Here is a 20,059-nt window from a genome sequence, read left to right as displayed (position 1 = left end):
AGCTATGACGTTTACGGACCAACTTTGGCAGGAGATCGCTCCTGTGTACGAAGCCATTCTGAGCCACGGTTTTGTGGAAGAGTTAATGGCAGGTAGTCTACCATCGCCCACATTTCAGTATTACATTCAGCAGGATGCGCTTTATCTGGCTGATTTCAGTCGGGCGTTGAGCCAACTGGCCGCTCGCTCCGCAAACCCAGACGATATGCTTCAGTTCACGCAGTTCGCCCAGAATGCAATCCTGGTGGAGCGCGCGTTGCACGAAACGTATTTTTCGCTGTACGCCATTGAGCCGGAGACAACCAAGATGCCGGCTTGTTTTGCTTACACCAATTATTTGCTGGCAACGACATCCTTGCAATCCATTGCCGTAGGGGCAGCCGCTGTACTGCCTTGCTTCTGGATTTATCGGCAGGTAGGCAAGTACATTTACCAGCAGGCCATTCGGGAAAATCCGTACCGCGCCTGGATAGACACCTACGCCGGTGATGCGTTTGATCAGTCGGTGACGCAAATGCTCCGGCTAACCGATCAGTTTGCCGAGCTAGCAAGCCCAACCGAGCGGGCGAACATGCAGGAGGCTTTTCGGGTGTCGAGTCGGTTGGAGTGGTATTTCTGGAACGATGCGTATACCCAAAATCGATGGCTCGTTTGAGTGATCGTTGTGGTGTCGGGTGAGTGGTGTCGGTTTCTCAAAACCGACACTTGGCAGCAATACCTCTTGTCGGTTTTGAGAAACCGACACCACTCGAATTCAGGCCCAACCCGACACCACACCACAACTAAGCTATTCTTCGATCAAAGCCTCTATCGTTTTTAGCATACTTGGCAACTTTTCGTGGGCGTTGTTACAAAGGATGATCACTGTTTTGTCGGCGTTGATGTACCGGATAATCTGCGTTTTGTAGCCGGGATTGTCGCCATCATGCCATACAATCTTACCCAGTTTATCGCTCTGTCTGAGATTCCAGCCAAAGCCATACGGTGACAAGGTCCCATCATTCAATTTAGCCGGGGTGAAGGCATCGGTTAGTGTCTGCTGACTAACCAGACGATTAGCGTACAAGGCCCGGTCCCATTTCAAAAGGTCGCCAGCCGTAGAACTAACACGACCCGGCCCTTTGCGGTTTCCTAGCCAAATCGAGTAATCGAACTGCGGGAATGAGTCGGCCCGGACGTATCGCTTTTTTTCTGGAACGTACATATGTCCCCACGCCATGTTCGCTAGTTTGCGTTTGTCCTCACCCGTGCGAATATCCGTTTGCGTCATATTGACCGTCTTAAAAATCCGCTCCCGGCAAAATTCAACGAAATCCTGCCCTGACGCTTTTTCAGCAATGCTTGCCAGCAGCATATAACCAGTGTTGCTGTAGGTATATTTTTCGCCCGGTTCAAACAGCCGGGGTGGGTGGTATTGAATCAGGTAAGTGATGTTATCACCATTGTTCGCCACTTTGCTCTTATCCCAATGCTCGTCCATTACCGCCTGATAATCGGGTAACCCCGATGTGTGGTTCAGCAGATGACGAATTGTGATGCCCGGATACGGCAATCCCGGAATATATTTTTCGATCAGGTCGTCATAGTGCAGCTTGCCTTGTTCGTTGAGCATCATAATCGTCATAGCCGTGAACTGCTTCGAGACAGAGGCTAGCTCAAAAATTGACGAAAGGGTGATTGGCTCCTTTGTGTCAAAACTCTTGTAGCCGAACGCTTTCTGATAAACGGGTTTTCCTTTGTCAGCAATAAGCACGACACCGCTAAAATCAGGAGCACTGGCAAAAAGTGAGTTGAGTTGCGCTTCCAGTTGAACTGATGAGCCGGTTCGTGGTCGACTACAGGAAACGAAAAATACGGTCAGGCAGGATAAAGAAGTAAAGAAGCAGTGAACGAGAAATTTCATCAGTGGCAAACAATGGGATGGCTAAAAATAGCCATTCCCGTAGCATTCGCGGTGAAACGCGGAAACAATCTTAGCTACCTGCCTCGATTTGCCGTTTTTGTCCTATTGTTGAGCCTCCCGGTGGCGCAGTTCATGGTAGGCATCTTCGGTCATGCCCAGTTTCCAGTAAGCCGCTGCATGTAGCTCGTGGTTCGCCAACCGGTGTTTCATGCGCAGATAATCCCGAATTTCCTTGGTCGCCATGACTTCCGTAGCTACCCAGACAAAGCGGGTTTGCTTTTGCGCATCGGGGATGACAGTTTCGAAAATAGCTTCCTGCAACAGGGAGCTTTTACCCGCTTCAATACCGTTTCGGTGCAACCAGTGCAATTGAATATCCGCATCATACTCTAGTGGTTGTTCCTCGGTTTCATCGGGAATTTCGACAAAGGCTACTCCCTTGGCGGTAGCGGGCAATTGCTCCAGAATAGCCCCGATAGCTGGTAAGGCGGTTTGGTCCCCGGCCAGTAAATACCAGTCGGCTTCCCGATAAGCAATGTTGGGTCGCAAGGCTACACCCAGGTAATTACCGATCTGAACGTGCGTGGCCCAGGCCGAAGCAGGACCTTCATCGCCGTGAAGAACGAAGTCAATCGCTAACTCACCTGTCTGCGGCTCGAAAGACCGTACGGTATACGTCCGAACTGTCGGGCGGCTTTCGTCGGGTACTGGTAAAGGCTGCCCATTCGCATCGAACGTTGGCAGTAGAGGCTTTTCCTGACCCGGTTGGGGGAGTAAGATTTTAAGGTGGATGCCGGGCATCAGGCCAGACAGGCCAATCAGGCCGTCGCTGGCTACCACAACCCGTCGCATGTGCGGAGTGATGTCGCGGACGTGAACAACTTGGGCTGATTCGAGGATAATAGGCCGTGGCGCTCTTGTGTTCATGAGTAGTATGATCCTTCTGGGTATTGTAGATTGTTTAGAATAAATCTAAACTGAGTATTTGTTAATTAAAAGCCATTGGAGAATAAAGATTGAAAATAGTTGTTGAGTCTATCCAACAACCGGACAGGCTATGCAGTCTGGTTTGTCAAAAAGGCTTAAATTTCCCGAAATTTCCCAGTTTCGGCCCTTGAGTGGGTTTCGACTCAATTTGAACGAATCATTGTGAGTGCTACCAAACCTGAGCTTCGGACAGTTAATGTAATACGGTACGGCAAACCGTTGCGCGAAGGCGGGTCATTGCCAGCCCTGGTTGAGGCTGATGATGATTTCCTGTACGTGCTGAAATTTCGCGGGGCCGGGCAAGGTACGAAGGCGCTTATTGCCGAACTGATCGGTGGTGAAATCGCGCAATTGCTTGGGTTACGGATACCTGAACTTGTCTTTGCCAATCTGGATGAAGCCTTTGGCCGAACCGAGCCCGACGAAGAAATTCAGGATTTGCTTCGAGCCAGTGAGGGGCTTAATCTGGCGCTTCATTACCTGTCGGGCTCCATTACATTCGATCCGCTGGTAACAACCGTCGATCCGCTACTGGCTTCGCAAATTGTTTGGCTCGACTGTTTGATTACAAACGTTGATCGAACTGTGCGTAACACGAACATGCTTATTTGGCACAAGGAATTGTGGCTGATCGATCATGGCGCATCACTTTATTTTCACCATTCCTGGCAAAACTGGAAAGAGCAAAGCCGCCGACCATTCGCGCAGGTCAAAGATCATGTGTTGTTACCACAGGCGACCGAACTCGATGCGGTTGATGCACAATTCCGGCAGATTCTTACCACTGAGCGTATTGAGGCAATCGTTGCGTTGATTCCCGACGAATGGCTCACCAATGAATCCATGCCCGAATCGGCAGATGAACAGCGGCAGGTATACGCCCAATTTTTAGCGAACCGGGTTGCCACATCAGAATTATTTGTCAAAGCAGCAAAGGAGGCTAGAAATGCACTTGTTTGAGTACGCCGTTATTCGGGTTATGCCACGCGTTGAGCGAGAAGAGTTTCTGAATGTTGGCGTTATTGTGTATTGTCCAGCACAAGGCTTTCTGAAAACGGTATTCGAATTAAACGAAAATCGGCTTCGGGCTTTTTCCGCTGAGCTGGATATTGAGGAACTTCACGATCGTCTACGCGCTTTTGAGCGAATCTGTGCCGGACGCAAAGAGGGGGGAGCCATTGGCCAATTGGCGATAGCATCTCGCTTTCGCTGGCTAACGGCTATGCGCAGTACAGTAGTACAGACCTCGCCTGTCCATCCAGGTTTATGTACGGATGCTGGCGAAACGCTGGCTCGGCTGTTTACGCAGCAAGTTCTCTAAGCGAACCGGGCAGATGCGAAATCAGCTACTTTCGTTTTTGTGTCATTTCATGCCTATGTCCTTATCCATTCCGAAAAAGCTTATCGGTATGCTATGTGCTTTAGCGACCGTCAGTTACGGGCAGCCCCGGACTGATGCTTTTCTAACCAAATTGTTTGCTACCAACCAGAATCCGGTCTTTCAGGAAGTCATCAAGCATCCTGATACCTACCGATTGCAACTAATTTATACCCGGATCGACCGCGACAAGCGGAACAAGCCGTCGTTTACGAATTATTATTTCAACGTTGACAGCACGAGTTACTTCAATCCGGCGTCTACGGTGAAATTGCCCTTAGCGCTTCTTTCGCTGGAAAAACTGAATAACCTCAAAAATCCGAAGGTGACTAAGTTTACGGCTATGCAAATTGACAGCGCCTACAGCAAGCAGACAAAGGAATGGCACGACGAAACTTCCAAAACGGGTTATCCTTCCATTGCGCATTTTATCAAAAAAGCATTTCTGGTTAGCGATAACGATGCCTACAGCCGGATGTACGAGTTTGTTGGCCAGCGCGAAATCAATCGATCACTGCACGCGAAAGGGTATCTGGATACGCGCATCACACACCGATTTGTGCGCATGACGCCCGACGAGAACCGGCATACCAACCCGGTTCGGTTTATTCAGAATGACGGGACAACGATCTACGCGCAACCTGCTGCCTACAATACCGATCCGTTCGATTTCAGCCGGGTGACGACGTTAGGAAAGGGTTACTACGCCGGAGATAGTTTGGTACACCAGCCGTTTGATTTTACGGAACGAAACAAGCTACCGCTTCCTGCCCTTCAACAGCTGTTGCAATCGGTACTGTTTCCGGCTTCGGTTCCGGCGCAAAAGCGATTTAACCTAACACCCGACGATTACCAGTTTCTATACCAATACCTTTCTCAGTATCCGGGCGAAACCAATTACCCAAAATACGATACTAAGCAGTACTACGACAGTTATGTAAAGTTCTTTTTTATGGATAGCCTGCACCGCCAAATGCCGGAGGGCGTTCGGGTGTTCAACAAAGTGGGCTGGGCGTATGGCTTTATGACGGATGTATCGTACGTGGCCGACTTTCGGCACAACGTTGAGTACATGCTGACGGCTACGCTTTACGTAAATAGCGACGGCATCCTGAACGACGATAAATACGAATACGATCGTATCGGTCATCCATTTCTCTATCAGCTCGGCCAGACAATCTACCAACATGAATTGAAACGTAAGCGCCAACACACGCCTGATCTGAGTGCTTTTCGTGTTCCGTACGAAAAACGCCGGACTGATGACCGTCCGGTGATTAAGGATGTAGATAACTAAGCGAGTGGTTGTCAGAACCGCCACCGTGTCTGAATCTTGACTTCGGATTTATGCGGGGCATTGATCTGGTCAAGGTCGGAGCCAACCGTTTGCTGATTAATTAAATCCGTCCGTGACCAGCGCAGCCAAATCGTCACATGTCGGTTCAGATTATACTGCGCCAGTAGATAGTGCCGAAAGCCGCGATTGTAATAAGCGGGAAACGAGAAAGCGTACAGGACATCACGCTCGTAAACGTACTGCCGACTGTCGTAATCGTCGGTTCCAAAGAGCGCGATTCGGCCACTTAAACTTAGCTTTCGCAACTCCAACGTAGCATCCTGAACCAGCGCAAACCCATTCGAGGAGGATTGCGCCGAATAAGCAAAGCTTCCCCACTGCACCCGCGACCGCAATGACAGGCCAGGAGTGAGTTTATACTCCGCGTTAAAAGCCAAACTTCGCCGTGTGGTTCCGACAATTACCTTGGGGTTGCTGTCGGGTAGGTTCTTCTGTTTGTGCTCTTCGTGGTAGATCGCGTAAAAAGCGGTCTGCCGGTTCGGCGTATAGCGTGTTTGTAGCAAATAATCGAAGCCACTGGACGGCTTTTCCACTAAAAACTTTAACCAGGGGAACCGGAAATAATCCACAAAAGCACTTACAGTCAACTTGCGATACACCGTGTATTTTGCACCTACGTAAGCACCTGATTCGTTGATCGTCCTACTGCCTTCACTGAATCCATTGCTATAGAAACTATGAAAATTTCGGTCGTAATGGCGAATCAGAATAGCAAGGTCAATTTTTTTAGTGAAGCTCGTCAACGTACCGATTACGACACCCGTACCGCCTGAATTAGTTGCTGAACCACTGCTGCGGGCTACTTCACCGAAGAAATTCCAGTTGCGCCAGATATAGCCGCCGTGTAATCCGACAACAAGATTATGCTTGCCCGTAAATTCGTACTGATTATAAGGCAGATTACGTCGGCGGAAAAAATTGTCGAAATCGGTACGTAGAAATGTTAATCCTAACTGGCTTTGCCGCCGGTCATGGTACAATAGGTGAGCGCCAATGTTTGTTTCAAGCAGACTGCCCTGATCGTCCAGTTCAGATGGAGTACGGTGCAGACCCGAAGTTTGCAAGGAAGTCGCAATAACTTCCTGGTTATCCGTTGTGGTGTTGGCATCGCGTCGGTTACGGGCGGCCATGAGTGTCAGGTCAAGGGTGGGCCGAATGGCATAGGTAGCCGTAGCACCCCGGAAATAACCGTACTCGGTAAGCGATGTGTGAGGCCGGGCTCCCAACGTTGGCCGCCGAACCGTTTGAACGGTTTCTGCGCTTTTTCCCAGAACAAACCCGGCTGACAGGACCAGCCCCTGCCCAACCTGTAGTTGATAATCGCCCAGTACGATGTTGCGCCAGCGACCACGATTTTGTAGCTGTGCGTGAAAAGAGACGTAATCAGTGCCATACTGACGGGCCGAGGGTTGCCAGCGCATGGCTTCTCCGGGGTCTTTCTCTAGTGTCAATCCCACACTAAATGCTCGTGGCCTGCTGTAGCGGTAGCGAGCGTACCACTGCTGCGAATTGCCAAGGTAACGAGTAGGTAGTTTGCCATTCTTGTCGGCTATAGCTTCCTGGTAGCCTTTCTGCTGTTCCATTACTTGTTCGTAACGGACAATCAGGTAGTTGTCCGTTGGTGTCGGCAAATTGCCAAACAGTCCGGACGTACCGGCAACGGTCACAAAAGGAATTAGTCGACGGATGGTCGGCAAGTCAAAATCAGGAACGGCCTGTAGTTCGTAGACAGACAATAAATCACCAACGTCAAGTCGGTAGTTTGCCAGGCTCGTTAGCTGGCGTTCCGTAAGCAAATACGTCGCTTCGAGTTCTTCCCGCGTAGCCGTGTTAAGGTCAAGTGGATTCGCGTAAAGCTGCGTTAAGGCGTCGTATACGGATTGGTAATCGATGCCTTCCGTCTGCACCGGAAATAAATCCTGGATGTACCGGCCAACTGCGTCGGTTGACCGATCCGGGTTTCGATTATAGGGATTCGATTGAGCATAGACTGAGACACAAGCAATTCCCCAGCTTGCCAAAAGTAGGTAAATGGTACGTAAGTTCGTCTTAATCACCGGTTAATCAGTAGAGTCGATTATCCGGCTTTGACGGTACGGTTATTCGTAAGTAACTGTTGTGCAAAAATCGATCTATTTATCGGTGCGTGCTCTTTTACGCTGTTAACGCATCATTACGAAAACCGTCGTTTCAGAATCTCGACCAGTTCGCTTACTTCATCACTGCTCATATCCCAGAGGTATTGAGAAGCATACCGGTAAGAAATCAAGTCAAGTGCCTGTCCGTAACTATCCAGCGTATCAATCTCGGCAATAGCCTGATTGTAAGCGCCTGTGTTGCCGTTGAAAAGCTGATTGATAAAGCGGAACTTCTGGTTAAGCGAAATACTGCGCGCAATACTTTCGATGGGTGCGCGATGAAACGTTTCAGCGACAGTCGTCGCTTCGGGTTGCGCTGTTTCCCGCAACGTGTCGTTCAGGGTAGGCGTCGTCTCCGAAGAAGCGGAAGCTATGGGTTGATCGGTATGGGTCGTCGTTGGCTGTGAAATTGCGCCTGTTTGCAACTGCGAAGGTTGGCTGATTGGCGCAACGGGTTCCGGACCTGAATCACCATCGAGAAACATAGGTCCACCCGAGGTTGTGTCATCCATCGACATCGGTTTGGGAGTTGGATCGGGTACCGGTGCAACAGCCGGAGGAACCGTGTTTTCGTCGGCGCGAACGATGGACGCTGCGTTTTCGATAGGGACCAGTGGAGCAGGCGGAACCCCCGACCCCGATTCGGTAGCGGTGTCGAAAAACGACCGTCCCGGTGCTGACGGAATACTGTCAGGTACGTGGCTGCGCAACAGGGCCTGAATATTCATCGGCACTTTCTCGGAGAACAGCGCAACGAATTTGTCGTAATGCTCTAGCTCATGACCGCGCTGAGTCAGTGCTTCGTCCAGGTAAGTCAGGGCCTGATTGACGTAAATAAATGGCTTGCCGCTCATTCGCTGCGAAATATGCGTTGCAATAAACTGATTGATCTTTGTGTAGCGAATGATCTGCTTGAGCGCTGTAGCGGTAAGCGTGAATTCAGGTTGCCCACGTAGCAGATCGTCGAAGTACGCACGTGGGTCAAAAATCAGCGTAATTGTCCGACGGATCGCATCGGCAAGCAAAGGTTCAAGGTGTTCGCGACGAACGCAAATATGCTGAGACACCGTGTTCATAAAGGCTTGCAACGCTTCCTGCACATCGGCATTGGTAAAATCGAAATACGGACTACGAAACTTTTCCGCGTCGGCCTGCCACTTGTCTGATAAACTGCTGATGACGAGAAGATTAATTTGGCTAACGGGCGTCAGCGACAGAATTTGCTGTCCATTGATGGTCGAGTGATTCTGGTAAAAATCATTGGCTGTCCGACGGGCGTAGGACTTGCTATATTCAGTAAGTGCGTTGGCGTTAAACTTGTTCGACATCAGGAAAAGCCTTTGTTTTGTAAATATAAAGTTTTCGGACACAAACCGCTTTGGCCCGTAAAGAATTTAAAAAATGGTTCATGGTCTAAAGTAAGCCAACGAGCAAACGGTTGACTTGTTCGACCCGAAACGGTTAATTGCTTTTACAACCACTGGTACATCATGTTTATCGAACCGACCCGACGACGCGAACCTCCCCATCTCCGCACTGGCTGGATTGAGGTTATCTGTGGATCAATGTTTTCCGGTAAAACCGAAGAACTGATTCGGCGGCTTACACGCGCTCGTATTGCTAAGCTTAAGGTTCAGATATTCAAACCGGCTATCGATACGCGTTACCACGAGGAAAATATTGTCTCCCATTCTGCCCTGACCATCCACTCAACCCCAGTGCAAACGGCGGGCCAGATTTTAGCCTTAGCGGGTGACTGTGATGTGGTTGGTATCGACGAAGCTCAATTTTTTGATAAAGAAATTGTCGAGGTCTGCCGAACGCTGGCCAACCAGGGGCAACGAATTATACTAGCGGGCCTGGATATGGATTATTCAGGGCAGCCGTTCGGGTGTATGCCCCAGTTGATGGCTACAGCGGAATACGTTACCAAAGTCCACGCCATTTGTGTGGTGTGTGGCGACATTGCGCAGTATTCGTACCGGCTGGTGCCCTCGCAGGAGCGGGTTTTGCTGGGCGAAACCGATAGTTACGAAGCCCGTTGCCGCCGTTGTTTCAACCTGGGCGACGAAGCTGGACGAAAGGAATGGGCGTATGAAGACGCTGATACAAATGAATAAGTAACGCATGAATCGTGCTTATGCCGTGTATGGCCAAAAGGCGTTACGCGAATGGTCACTAATCCTGGCATTCGCATTTGTTATTCAGTATGCGGGGTGGGCACAGATTGGCAGTTGGCAATCGCACGTTAGCTATCGGTCCGGGCAGTCAGTTGCCGTTACCGCTACCACCGTTTACGCGGCTACAAAAAATGGCTTTTTTTATGTTAATAAGGCCACCAACGAAACGACTATACTTACCAAGCAGGACGGCTTAAGTGATGTGGGCATCAGTCGGCTGCTGTATCTCGCTGACCAGAACAGCCTGTTGATCGCCTACCAGAATGGTAATCTGGACTTTATGGCGCTGTCGACAACGGGTGAGCCCGCCGGAGTTCTGAACGTAAATACGATTTTTACGGCCCCTAATCTTCCGGCTTCCCGGACGATCAACCACATCAATCGTGTTGGCAATAATGCCTATCTAAGCACAGACTTTGGCCTGGTTGTTCTGGATGTGGTAAGACACGAGATCCGGGACACGTATTTCAGCCAACGGGCAGATGGTTCTGCCTTACCGATCTATCAGACTACCGCTACAACGGACAGTCTTTACGCACTGACAGCTTCATCAGCGGTAAGTGGACCCGGTCGGCGGTTTCAAGCAGTACGTTTTGCGGCTAACGTTAACATTGCAGACCCAGCGAACTGGCGCGCTATTCCCGTGCCTGACTCGCTGCTTGCGTCCGTCAACACGAGCGGGGGACGCTTGTTCATAACCGTTAATGGCCGGGGTGTTTACGAGCGGCAATCGGGCCGGTGGACGTTGATCCAGCCACTTGCCAATCCGATCATTCGACAATTTGCGGGGAGCAACGGATTGATTCTGGCAACAAACAACAGCGTAACGGTGCCTAACACGACGGCCATCACCAGTTCGCTGCTGGCTGATCCGCGAGAGGTGGTACAGGATGGTAATACGGTTTGGATTGCGGATGCGCAGAATGGCCTACTATCCGGCAACACCGGAACCATTCTGCAAATTATTCCTGAAGGACCCTCACAGGATCAGTTCGCCAGTCTTTATACCTATTCGCAGACGCTGGTAGCTTTACCAAATGGACCGCAGGAGAGCAGACCAGTAAGTGCAAATCAATCGTCGGTGAGTGTGTTCTCTGTTCCGAATGGACGCTGGCTGAACAACGCAACGACAAACCAGGGACGGGGCTTTAACTCCGCTGCCTATCTGCCCAACGAGCAGAAGTTGTATCTGGGTAGTTACGGCGGAGGTTTGTGGGTTCAACAGGCTGATCAAATGATTTCGGCGGTTGAGTTGCCCGCTACGGTCGGCTTGTCTATCACGGCGCTGGCCACCGACGCGGATGGAAATTTATGGATAACGACTACTGATAGTCAGCTGGCAACCTTACACGTTCGCCGGTCAAACGGCCAGTTTCAGTCATTTACTACCGTTAATCAGCCGGGTATTGTTCAGATTGTACCCGACGACAACGGCTTTTTGTGGCTTCGGCTGGGTATAGGCGGTATTCTGGTTTTCGACCCGCAGACAAACCGCAGTCGGTATCTGACAACATTGAGTGGGCAGGGAGGATTGCTAACAACCGCTGTACGAAACCTCGTGAAGGATCGGAGCGGGGCCATATGGGTTGGTACCGATCTGGGTCCTACCGTTTTCGACAATCCGTACGGAGCGTTTGATGCGGTTGTCAACGCGCAACCGCCGTTGATCAACCGGCGTCGCTTGCTGGCTAATGAAGCGATTACAGCGATTGCCGTAGACGGTGGAAATCGAAAATGGATTGGAACGCGAAACGGCTTGTATCATGTGTCGCCCGACGGTTCGCAGCTACTTGATACGTTTACAGCGGATAATAGCCCCTTACCAGACAATTTCATTCAGGCGCTTGCCATTGAGCCAATCGGTGGGCGTGTCTTTATCGAGACGGGTACTGCTGATCAACCTAGGGGACTGGTTTCCTACCAGGGGTCCGCGACTGAACCTGCTTCCGCTCTGGGTAGCGTGACGATCTTTCCTAATCCAGTTCGTCCTGACTTTACGGGTACGGTTGGCATCAATGGATTGACCGAAAACGCTACCGTAAAAATTCTGGATGCTGGTGGTCAACTCGTGTTCGAAACTCGTTCGCAGGGAGGAACCGCAACCTGGAATTTGCGCGACTATCGAGGACGATCAGCACAAACAGGCGTTTATTTAATCGTTGTTGTGTCCGGCGATGGACTGGAAGGCGTAGCTGGAAAGCTAGCGGTTGTGCGATAGCCAAAAACAGCTAGCTTTAGAAAAAGTTGTCGCTGTACGGCTACTCATTTGTCTACACCTTTATACCGATACATATGCTGCATCTGGACGTTCAGGAGGTAAGTGTGCTGCAAGACTACCTTCGCCGACGAGGCTGGCTTGATAACGAGGAAAGAATAGCATCGGTCGAACAATTGGGCAGGGGGAGAATGAACTATACCTTGCGGGTGACTACTGCCAATCGAACCCTGATTGTCAAACAATCGCAGACCTACACAGAGCCGTTTTCAACGATTTCTGCACCAGCACAACGGGCTATTGTCGAGGGACGGTTTTACGAGCGGACGCAGCTTGTTCCTATGCTGGCGAATCATATGCCTCAGCTTCTGGGCGTAGATGAAGAAAATAATACGATTGTCCTCCAGGATTTAGGGGATGCGCGCAACTACACTTTTTTGTACCAGTCGAGTCAATTTTTGCCTGATGTGGAAGCCGAAGCATTGGCTTTCTTTCTGTCAGAACTACACCATCAGTTTCTGAGTCACACGCGCGAGCCGATTTTTGCAAATAGCCAAATGCGTGCGCTCAACCATGAGTCGATCTTTGTCACACCTTTTCTGGAAGATAACGGGGCCAATCTTGACGCTGTTCAACCCGGTTTACAGCAGGTCGCAACAGCATACAGACAGGACGCTGCCTTGAGAAAAGCCGTTAGACAACTAGGAGCGCTTTATCTGTCAGACGACGAGCGTTCTAGCAATAAGACTAGTAAACCGACAACGCTTTTACACGGCGACTATCACCCCGGAAGGTGGTTGCAGGTCGTTGCGGGAGAAACGACCGCTGTTAAAATAATCGATCCGGAATTTTGTTTTTACGGTCCTCCCGAATTTGATTTGGGCGTCCTTATGGCCCATTTGATGATGGCGCAACAACCCTTCGCCGTACTGGACGTTATTTTGTCGAACTACGAAAAACCGACAGGTTTTGATGAGATGTTGCGGAAACAATTCACGGGTATCGAACTTGTCCGTCGTCTTGTTGGACCAGCTCAATTGCCGTTGAACCTGTCGCTGTCGCAAAAGCAAGCGTTGCTCGAGGAGGCTCGTTTGATGCTTCAATAAAAAAGGCCGACGTCGCTACGTCGGCCTTGCCAATGAGTTGTATGGATAGCAACCCGCTACTTCTTATCGTCATTGCTAATTTTCCGGCTCTGTTTCCCTCCCGAACTCATCTGGCCGAATTTGTAGTTAAGCGTCAGGCGGAATGAGCGGTTTACGAAAAGAGAGGTGTTCTGCGCCGTAAACGAAGGCGCAAACTGGTCACCCGTTATTTTGACGCTTCGGTTGAAGGGGTTATTCAGATTTAGGGTCAGCGTAACTTTTTTGTCCATCAACTCTTTCTTGGCCGATATCCCGTAATAGTACCAGCCTGAGTTGCGGCTTTGAAGCGAGATCCAGCCCGAACCAACGTAGCCGTTCGCTTGGATGGTTAAGTCTTTCGGTAGTTTATAAGACGCGTTCGGCGTTGTGCTCCATACCCAGCCATTGGTACGCTGGTTGAGCGCTACACTTGTCAGATCGACGTAGGTAAGGTCGCTGCCGATGCTCAGATTAAAGTTTTTATTAGGTTGTAGCGTGAGGTTTACGTTAGCACCGTAGCTGGCATTCCGACCGATATTCTGGGGAGATGATAACGCTGCGCCCTGCGCATCAACCGTCGAGAGCCACTCAATGGAGTTGTTCGTCTGCCGCCAGAAAAGAGCAGCGTTGAACGACATACCTTCTTTGCCAAAGGTATTGTACGACAATTCAGTGGCGTGGGTGAGCTCAGGATTCAGGTATGGGTTACCTGTCTGAACATTCTTTGGATCACTGTAATTACGGTACGGATTTAAGTACCAGATCAGCGGCCGCGAAATTCGTTGGGTGTAGCTTACCTTGAACGTGTGCTTGTCCTTCAGTGTTTTGGCGAGTGTAAAGCTCGGAATCAGGTTCTGATACTGATTGGTAAACCGGCTCTTCGTCGTTACAAAGTCGCCCTGGATACTGGTATGTTCGAGCCGGGTTCCGGCCGTCAGGTTCCATTTTCGTTTCGAATCGATCTTTAAGGATGCGTAGCCCGCCATTACCTGCTGATCGTAGGTAAACTCATTCGAACGGTTAGGGTCAATGGCATAACTACTTTCCATGCCTGTCAACGCTTGTTCAATAACAAACTCGCTACCGATGCCGCGCAGGATTGTTTTTGCCCCGACTTCGGCCTTGATCGTAAGCGTATCCCGTTTGGTACGGGCCGTAAAGGGATGCGCGTAATCGGTCTGGAACGTATACTCGTTGTTGCGGCTGAGGTTCGTGCTGCGTTCCAGGTAAGTCGGCACCTCCGACTGCATATCGTTTTGCGTAATGGTGTAATAGTAGTTGTCGGGCATCCGGGCGTACTGCGTTAGAACAGAAAGTTCCTGCCCGGATTTTTTGAATGACTTCGTCCAGCCGAGGTTAAACTCCGAGTTACCGTACGGATTACGAAACTTAATATCACGATGGTATTGCTGGATTACGGCACCTTGCGGATCCGTCAGACGGCTGTCGAGCGTACTATTCATTGGAAAGTTGCCGCCCCAGGCGTTGGCCGAGAAGTTGATGCGGTTGGTGGAGTCAGGGTCGTAATCAAAGCTCATTTCGCCGTAACCGCCCGTGCCCGTGTTGTCCCGGTAAGTGCTTTGATTGAGAACACTGGTTGGCTGGCCATCCGTCAATGCCGTCCGGACACTGTTGTTTTCAGCGATATTTCGATACTGATAACCGTTCAGCGAGATTGCCAGACCAAGTTTTTTGCCTTTGACGTTCAAATTACCACCCAACGAACGATTCAGATTCCCACCCGTGACGTTAACCGTGCCATTGGTGCCCTGTACGCCTTTCTTGGTGATGATATTGATGACACCCGCTGACCCTTCGGCATCGTATTTAGCGCCGGGGCTGGTAATAACCTCAACGGATTTTATAATGTTAGCGGGCATTTGCTTGAGTGCATCGGCCAGGTTCCGGGCCATAATCGACGACGGTTTGCCATTCACCAGCACTTTTATATTGCCGCTACCTCGCATTTTTAGATTGCCATCCAGATCAACCGTAAGCATCGGTGCTTTTCGCAGTACATCCACTGCCGTTCCGCCCGTATTTGACGCGTCTCGTTCGGCGTTGTAAACCAGTCGGTCGCCCTTATCTTCTACCAGGGCTTTCTGACCGACTACGTTAACTTCACTAAGATTGCGGCTATCGGGTGACACCACGATTTTTCCCAGATTGATGACAGGCTTTTCCGAGGTGACAGCAATTTTTTCAATCGTCTTGGTGCGGTACCCGACAAAGGAAATCACTACTTTGTAAACGCCGGTAGCCACTTTGTCAAGAACAAAAGCTCCCTGGTCGTCGGTTGTGACGCCGGAGACAATTTTACTGTCGCTGGTCTGTAGCGCTACTGTCGCAAAAGGAATCGATTTCGTGGTCGTTGAGTCCGCTAACGAACCCGTAACGCGCCCCGGATTGGATTGGCCAATCGTAAGTAGAGGCACGAAAAAAAGTAAGAATAAGAATAGGTTTTTCATGAAGGGAGAAGGTAATAGTTTAGGTATCAGTGCCTAATGAGGTAAAGCTAAGCGGAGGTAAAGGAAGACAGTATGTTGTTAGGAAAATTTAACAGTTTTATGAATGGTTGATCAGCCCTGAAAAGCGTTGTCATTGCGCAATAAGCGGTAGTAGAAATCATGTAAATCAAGCCGGTGGTAAGCATAAAGAGCTCTGAATCGGATGGGTAGATTCAATCCAATGATGCAGAAAGCAGGACGCTGGTTGCATCATTTCCGTTATTTAGCAGAAGCTGAATGAAACTCTTTATCGGATATTGCGCGAAGCTGTCAACGATCATTTGACGAATCAGGGCATTTTGTCTAATTTTGATCAGTTTTTTAAGCGAATGTTCCCCAAAGCCGTTAGGTTATCGGGAGTAACATAAAACGAAATCAACCGATTCAGGATGAGAGAAATACAGTTCCGCGAAGCCCTGCGGGAGGCCATGTCGGAAGAAATGCGCCGGGATTCGAAAGTGTATCTGATGGGCGAAGAAGTAGCCGAATACAACGGTGCTTATAAAGTCAGTCAGGGAATGCTGGACGAATTTGGTCCAGAACGGGTTATCGATACGCCCATCGCCGAATTAGGCTTCGCTGGTATTGGCGTCGGCTCGGCCATGAACGGTCTCCGCCCCATTATTGAATTCATGACCTTCAACTTTTCGCTGGTAGCGATTGACCAGGTCATTAACTCAGCGGCTAAAGTAATGTCGATGTCGGGCGGGCAATATTCCTGCCCGATTGTGTTTCGGGGACCTACGGGCAATGCCGGAATGCTATCGAGCCAGCACTCACAGAACTTTGAGAACTGGTTTGCCAACACGCCCGGTCTGAAAGTTGTCGTTCCATCGAACCCTTACGATGCAAAAGGGTTGCTAAAATCGTCCATTCGTGATAATGATCCCGTCATTTTCATGGAGTCGGAGTTGATGTACGGCGACAAAGGGCAAGTGCCGGAAGAAGAGTATCTGATTCCGATTGGCCAAGCCAATATCGTTCGTGAAGGTAACGACGTTACGATTGTATCGTTCGGTAAGATCATGAAAGTGGCCCTGGCTGCTGCGGAAGAACTGGCCAAGAACGGCGTTTCTGCGGAAGTGATTGACCTACGTTCGGTTCGGCCAATCGACTACGCAACCATTATCAACTCGGTGAAGAAAACGAACCGTTGTGTCATTGTTGAAGAAGCATGGCCGCTGTCGGCGATCTCGTCAGAACTGACTTATAACATTCAACGGAACGCGTTCGATTACCTAGATGCGCCGGTCATTCGGGTTAACAGCATGGATTTACCACTTCCTTACGCGCCAACCCTGATCGAAGCCATTCTGCCAAACGTAAAACGTACGCTGCAAGCTGTTGAGTCGGTAATGTACAAGAAGTAATTTGACGGCTAAACTATCTAAAAAGGAAAGAGCATTGCTGGTGATAGCAATGCTCTTTCCTTTTTAGAATAACTCACAAAAAAAGCCTATCTGGTTCGTCAGATAGGCTCATTATCGCTTAGTTGTAGGTAAAACACATGCACTCAGTGAAAAGTTTAGGTCTTGGAAAATAGTTAAATAATTTATCATAATAGTTGAGATAATGAAGAGTTTGGAAGAAAAAGCTGAAAAAGAGTCTAAAATCAGGCCAACAGGCCGAATTATATATGAAGTTACGATTCAGCATATCGGCTCACTGAACGCAATTCGACAACGGGAAACCAGTGTGATCTTTTTTTCAAATCTTCGCAAAGCCGTTGATGCGATAACGGCTGAACTAGCCATAACAAACTGGCCGCCCAAGGTAAACTATACTGCTGTTTATCGGGGTATCAAACAGCGAGAGTTTTACAGCTGTGATTTCGACGTGGCAGGAACGAAGGTTTTCCGGATAAAAATAGTAGCTCGCGTATTGAACCCTGCTCTGCCACGTCTGGGCATCGATGACAATCCTAATCAGTAATGTTAAGAGAGTACCACTTAATGAAACTATCAGAAATTAATGAGCCGCGTCTGCTTCAGCATTAACCGGCACACTTGTTTTTTTGATGGCCGTCAAGCCACCCTCTACATTGACAACATTGTCGAATCCGCGCGATTTCAAGATAGAATTGGCAACCATAGACCTATAGCCACCCGCGCAATGAACGTAAACAGGCTGCTCGCGCTTGATTTCGGTCATATAATCGCTGAAGTAATCAAGCGGTAGGTTTCGAGCCCCTTCAATATGCTCAGTTTCAAATTCGCCTGGTTTACGAACGTCAACCACTGTAATTGCTGGATTGGCCTGCCACCGGTCCGCAAACTCCTCTGCCGAAATCGACTCAATGGAATCAATTTCTTTACCGGCCTTCTTCCAGGTATCAAAACCGCCATCGAGGTAGCCGATACAATTGTCGTAGCCGACACGCGCTAGCCGGACGATTGTTTCCTGTTCTAATTCCGCTGGTGTTAGTAGGGCAATGGGCTGCTTAAGGTCTGGTATCAACGCGCCGACCCAGGGGGCAAACTGACCATTCAAGCCAATATTAATCGAATTTGGAATAAACCCATTGGCAAAATCAACGGCATTGCGAACATCGAGAACCAGCGCTCCGGTTTCATTAACGGCAACCTCGAAAGCATCCGCCGAAAGCGCGTGGCTACCTCGTTGAAGAACTCGGTCAAGACTTTCGTAGCCTTCTTTGTTCAATCGGGCATTCTCCGCGAAATAAGCCGGAGCCGCCGTCAGACCAGTAAGAACCTGCTCAATAAATTCCGCCTTCGATTTGGCGCGTAGGGCGTAATTGAATCGTTTTTGATTGCCCAGCGTATCGGTCGTTTCCTTACTCATGTTTTTACCACAAGCCGAACCGGCTCCGTGCGCCGGATACACAATAACGTCGTCGGCCAGTGGCATGATCTTATTGTGCAGGCTGTCGTAAAGCATACTTGCCAGATCGTGTTCCGTCAGGTTAGCTTTAATGGCCAGGTCTGGCCGACCGACATCACCAATAAATAGCGTATCGCCCGTAAAAATAGCGTGGTCTTTTCCTGCTTCGTCGATGAGCAGATACGTCGTCGATTCGGTTGTATGCCCCGGTGTGTGGAGTACTTTGATCTGAACGTTACCTAACTTGAACAATTCGCCGTCCTGCGCGTGATAAGCCTCATAACTGGTCTTGGCATTTGGCCCGTACACAATGGTTGCGCCCGTTTTTTGGGCCAGATCTAAATGTCCCGACACGAAATCTGCGTGGAAGTGCGTCTCGAAGACGTATTTAATAAGTGCTCCGTCTTTTTCCGCTTTACGGATGTAAGGAGACGTTTCGCGAAGCGGGTCAATAATCGCTGCTTCTCCATTACTCTCGATATAATAAGCTCCCTGCGCCAGACAGCCCGTATAAAGTTGTTCAATAACCATAGCCTTAACTAGTACGTCGCTTACCGACTAATTATACAGTAGATAACTCTTTCAAAATCATGTAACAGGCAACGATCAGCACAAACCACCCAAATCCTTTTTTCAGGCGGTCGGGGGCAACAAAGCGCGAAAAGTACATGCCTGCGAAAATGCCAATAATGGATAAACCCGTAAACGGTAGCAGAAAATTCCAGTCCAGATCGGTATGGTGTATATCACCGGCAAAGCCAACGAATGAATTGATCGCAATGATCAGAATGGACGTGGCTACAGCTCGGTGAATGGGTAGACCGGCCAGCAAAACAAGCATCGGTACAATCAGAAAGCCACCGCCCGCACCAATGGTACCTGTCAATAGGCCAACGGCTAGTCCATCGAGTGAAAGAGAAAGATAACGAGGTTTTCCGTCGGCGGCTTCACCTTGCTCGGGCCGAGTGCTTCGAATCATCGCGCGAGCCGCGAGAAGCATAACGACGGCAAAAAAGTATAGGATAGCCTTACTTTTTGGTAATACGAAATCGTTGATCTGAAGCAAGGGATCTGGCAAGGCCGGAACCAGGAAACGGCGGCTTAGATAGATCGAAACAAAGGACGGTAAGGCAAAAGCTGCGGTTACGCGCATGTCTACGCGCTTTTGCCAGATGTGATGGATAGAACCGACCAATGACGTTGCGCCAACGACGAACAGTGAATAAGTCGTAGCCAGTACTGTTGGAATACCAAATACGTAAACAAAAATAGGAACGGTTAATATAGAACCCCCGCCCCCCGCCAGACCAATAACTAGTCCCACTAGCAAAGCTGATGCATATCCTGCCAACTCCTGTCCACTCATGGGCGTAAAATTACTCAATCCTTGATTGATCCATAAAAAAACCGCTCCTGACACGGGGTCAGG

16 protein-coding genes are annotated in these 20,059 nt (G+C 49.6%); 9 read left to right on the top strand and 7 right to left on the bottom strand.

Features of this window, described 5'->3' with window-relative positions; all coding sequences use genetic code 11:
- The first annotated feature begins 4 nt into the window (after positions 1–4).
- Positions 5–655 carry a thiaminase II gene (tenA, locus tag LQ777_RS23770; protein WP_232560408.1) on the top strand — a complete coding sequence of 217 codons (651 nt, stop codon included), beginning with the start codon at positions 5–7 and terminating at the stop codon, positions 653–655.
- A 132-nt stretch (positions 656–787) separates the two neighbouring features.
- Here tenA and LQ777_RS23765 read toward each other — a convergent pair whose 3' ends face one another.
- A complete protein-coding gene (locus tag LQ777_RS23765) occupies positions 788–1,903 on the bottom strand; it encodes a serine hydrolase domain-containing protein (protein ID WP_232560407.1) in 1,116 nt (371 codons plus the stop codon).
- 102 nt (positions 1,904–2,005) lie between these two features.
- Positions 2,006–2,830: a siderophore-interacting protein gene (locus LQ777_RS23760; protein WP_232560406.1), complete on the bottom strand. Its 825-nt coding sequence runs from the start codon at positions 2,828–2,830 to the stop codon at positions 2,006–2,008.
- Between the two features lie 222 nt (positions 2,831–3,052).
- Here LQ777_RS23760 and LQ777_RS23755 point away from each other — a divergent pair, with 222 nt between their 5' ends.
- From LQ777_RS23755 to LQ777_RS23745, 3 genes are read left to right on the top strand one after another with little or no spacing between them, the layout of a single operon-like run.
- Entirely contained in the window at positions 3,053–3,850 is a 798-nt protein-coding gene (locus LQ777_RS23755; RefSeq protein ID WP_232560405.1) for a HipA family kinase, read from the top strand.
- Positions 3,837–4,211: a DUF3037 domain-containing protein gene (locus LQ777_RS23750; RefSeq protein WP_232560404.1), complete on the top strand. Its 375-nt coding sequence runs from the start codon at positions 3,837–3,839 to the stop codon at positions 4,209–4,211. Before LQ777_RS23755 ends, LQ777_RS23750 begins: the two co-directional genes overlap by 14 nt.
- A gap of 55 nt (positions 4,212–4,266) precedes the next feature.
- Positions 4,267–5,565, top strand: a complete 1,299-nt coding sequence (locus LQ777_RS23745; RefSeq protein ID WP_232560403.1) for a serine hydrolase — start codon at positions 4,267–4,269, stop codon at positions 5,563–5,565.
- A gap of 11 nt (positions 5,566–5,576) precedes the next feature.
- Here the strand turns inward: LQ777_RS23745 and LQ777_RS23740 are convergent, their stop codons facing one another.
- Both LQ777_RS23740 and LQ777_RS23735 read right to left on the bottom strand, forming a co-directional pair.
- Complete coding sequence (locus LQ777_RS23740) at positions 5,577–7,532, bottom strand: ComEA family DNA-binding protein (protein WP_425276959.1); 1,956 nt, start codon at positions 7,530–7,532, stop codon at positions 5,577–5,579.
- Positions 7,533–7,798: 266 nt separating this feature from the next.
- Positions 7,799–9,091, bottom strand: coding sequence for a hypothetical protein (locus LQ777_RS23735; RefSeq protein ID WP_232560401.1), 1,293 nt, complete (start codon positions 9,089–9,091; stop codon positions 7,799–7,801).
- Between the two features lie 162 nt (positions 9,092–9,253).
- Between LQ777_RS23735 and LQ777_RS23730 the strand changes: the two genes are divergently transcribed.
- From LQ777_RS23730 to LQ777_RS23720, 3 genes are all read left to right on the top strand, one after another.
- A complete protein-coding gene (locus LQ777_RS23730; RefSeq protein WP_232560400.1) occupies positions 9,254–9,883 on the top strand; it encodes a thymidine kinase in 630 nt (209 codons plus the stop codon).
- 7 nt (positions 9,884–9,890) lie between these two features.
- Positions 9,891–12,161 carry a type IX secretion system anionic LPS delivery protein PorZ gene (gene porZ, locus LQ777_RS23725; protein WP_232560399.1) on the top strand — a complete coding sequence of 757 codons (2,271 nt, stop codon included), beginning with the start codon at positions 9,891–9,893 and terminating at the stop codon, positions 12,159–12,161.
- 74 nt (positions 12,162–12,235) lie between these two features.
- On the top strand, positions 12,236–13,264 hold the full coding sequence (locus LQ777_RS23720; RefSeq protein ID WP_232560398.1) for a phosphotransferase: 1,029 nt from the start codon (positions 12,236–12,238) through the stop codon (positions 13,262–13,264).
- Between the two features lie 56 nt (positions 13,265–13,320).
- Here LQ777_RS23720 and LQ777_RS23715 read toward each other — a convergent pair whose 3' ends face one another.
- A complete protein-coding gene (locus tag LQ777_RS23715; RefSeq protein ID WP_232560397.1) occupies positions 13,321–15,750 on the bottom strand; it encodes a TonB-dependent receptor in 2,430 nt (809 codons plus the stop codon).
- Between the two features lie 428 nt (positions 15,751–16,178).
- Between LQ777_RS23715 and LQ777_RS23710 the strand changes: the two genes are divergently transcribed.
- Complete coding sequence (locus tag LQ777_RS23710) at positions 16,179–17,159, top strand: pyruvate dehydrogenase complex E1 component subunit beta (protein ID WP_232560396.1); 981 nt, start codon at positions 16,179–16,181, stop codon at positions 17,157–17,159.
- Positions 17,160–17,361: 202 nt separating this feature from the next.
- Positions 17,362–17,721 (top strand): hypothetical protein, encoded by a 360-nt coding sequence (locus tag LQ777_RS23705; protein ID WP_232560395.1) that lies wholly within the window; start codon positions 17,362–17,364, stop codon positions 17,719–17,721.
- A 36-nt stretch (positions 17,722–17,757) separates the two neighbouring features.
- Here LQ777_RS23705 and LQ777_RS23700 read toward each other — a convergent pair whose 3' ends face one another.
- Both LQ777_RS23700 and LQ777_RS23695 read right to left on the bottom strand, forming a co-directional pair.
- Positions 17,758–19,161 (bottom strand): MBL fold metallo-hydrolase, encoded by a 1,404-nt coding sequence (locus LQ777_RS23700; protein WP_232560394.1) that lies wholly within the window; start codon positions 19,159–19,161, stop codon positions 17,758–17,760.
- A gap of 31 nt (positions 19,162–19,192) precedes the next feature.
- Entirely contained in the window at positions 19,193–19,996 is an 804-nt protein-coding gene (locus tag LQ777_RS23695; RefSeq protein WP_232560393.1) for a sulfite exporter TauE/SafE family protein, read from the bottom strand.
- Between the last annotated feature and the right edge of the window lie 63 nt (positions 19,997–20,059).

Source organism: Spirosoma oryzicola (genome assembly GCF_021233055.1).
Classification (GTDB): domain Bacteria; phylum Bacteroidota; class Bacteroidia; order Cytophagales; family Spirosomataceae; genus Spirosoma; species Spirosoma oryzicola.
The sequence above is the reverse complement of the archived record's forward strand: the minus strand, read 5'-3'. Positions and strand labels throughout refer to the sequence as shown.

What these genes read in the sequence shown, in the direction of transcription:
- LQ777_RS23695 (WP_232560393.1), bottom strand. Translation starts at nt 19,996, where the DNA reads ATGAGTGGACAGGAGTTGGCAGGATATGCATCAGCTTTGCTAGTGGGA.
- LQ777_RS23720 (WP_232560398.1), top strand. Translation starts at nt 12,236, where the DNA reads ATGCTGCATCTGGACGTTCAGGAGGTAAGTGTGCTGCAAGACTACCTT.
- LQ777_RS23715 (WP_232560397.1), bottom strand. Translation starts at nt 15,750, where the DNA reads ATGAAAAACCTATTCTTATTCTTACTTTTTTTCGTGCCTCTACTTACG.
- LQ777_RS23735 (WP_232560401.1), bottom strand. Translation starts at nt 9,091, where the DNA reads ATGTCGAACAAGTTTAACGCCAACGCACTTACTGAATATAGCAAGTCC.
- LQ777_RS23710 (WP_232560396.1), top strand. Translation starts at nt 16,179, where the DNA reads ATGAGAGAAATACAGTTCCGCGAAGCCCTGCGGGAGGCCATGTCGGAA.
- LQ777_RS23760 (WP_232560406.1), bottom strand. Translation starts at nt 2,830, where the DNA reads ATGAACACAAGAGCGCCACGGCCTATTATCCTCGAATCAGCCCAAGTT.
- LQ777_RS23765 (WP_232560407.1), bottom strand. Translation starts at nt 1,903, where the DNA reads ATGAAATTTCTCGTTCACTGCTTCTTTACTTCTTTATCCTGCCTGACC.
- LQ777_RS23730 (WP_232560400.1), top strand. Translation starts at nt 9,254, where the DNA reads ATGTTTATCGAACCGACCCGACGACGCGAACCTCCCCATCTCCGCACT.
- LQ777_RS23750 (WP_232560404.1), top strand. Translation starts at nt 3,837, where the DNA reads ATGCACTTGTTTGAGTACGCCGTTATTCGGGTTATGCCACGCGTTGAG.
- LQ777_RS23705 (WP_232560395.1), top strand. Translation starts at nt 17,362, where the DNA reads ATGAAGAGTTTGGAAGAAAAAGCTGAAAAAGAGTCTAAAATCAGGCCA.
- tenA (WP_232560408.1), top strand. Translation starts at nt 5, where the DNA reads ATGACGTTTACGGACCAACTTTGGCAGGAGATCGCTCCTGTGTACGAA.
- LQ777_RS23700 (WP_232560394.1), bottom strand. Translation starts at nt 19,161, where the DNA reads ATGGTTATTGAACAACTTTATACGGGCTGTCTGGCGCAGGGAGCTTAT.
- LQ777_RS23745 (WP_232560403.1), top strand. Translation starts at nt 4,267, where the DNA reads ATGTCCTTATCCATTCCGAAAAAGCTTATCGGTATGCTATGTGCTTTA.
- porZ (WP_232560399.1), top strand. Translation starts at nt 9,891, where the DNA reads ATGAATCGTGCTTATGCCGTGTATGGCCAAAAGGCGTTACGCGAATGG.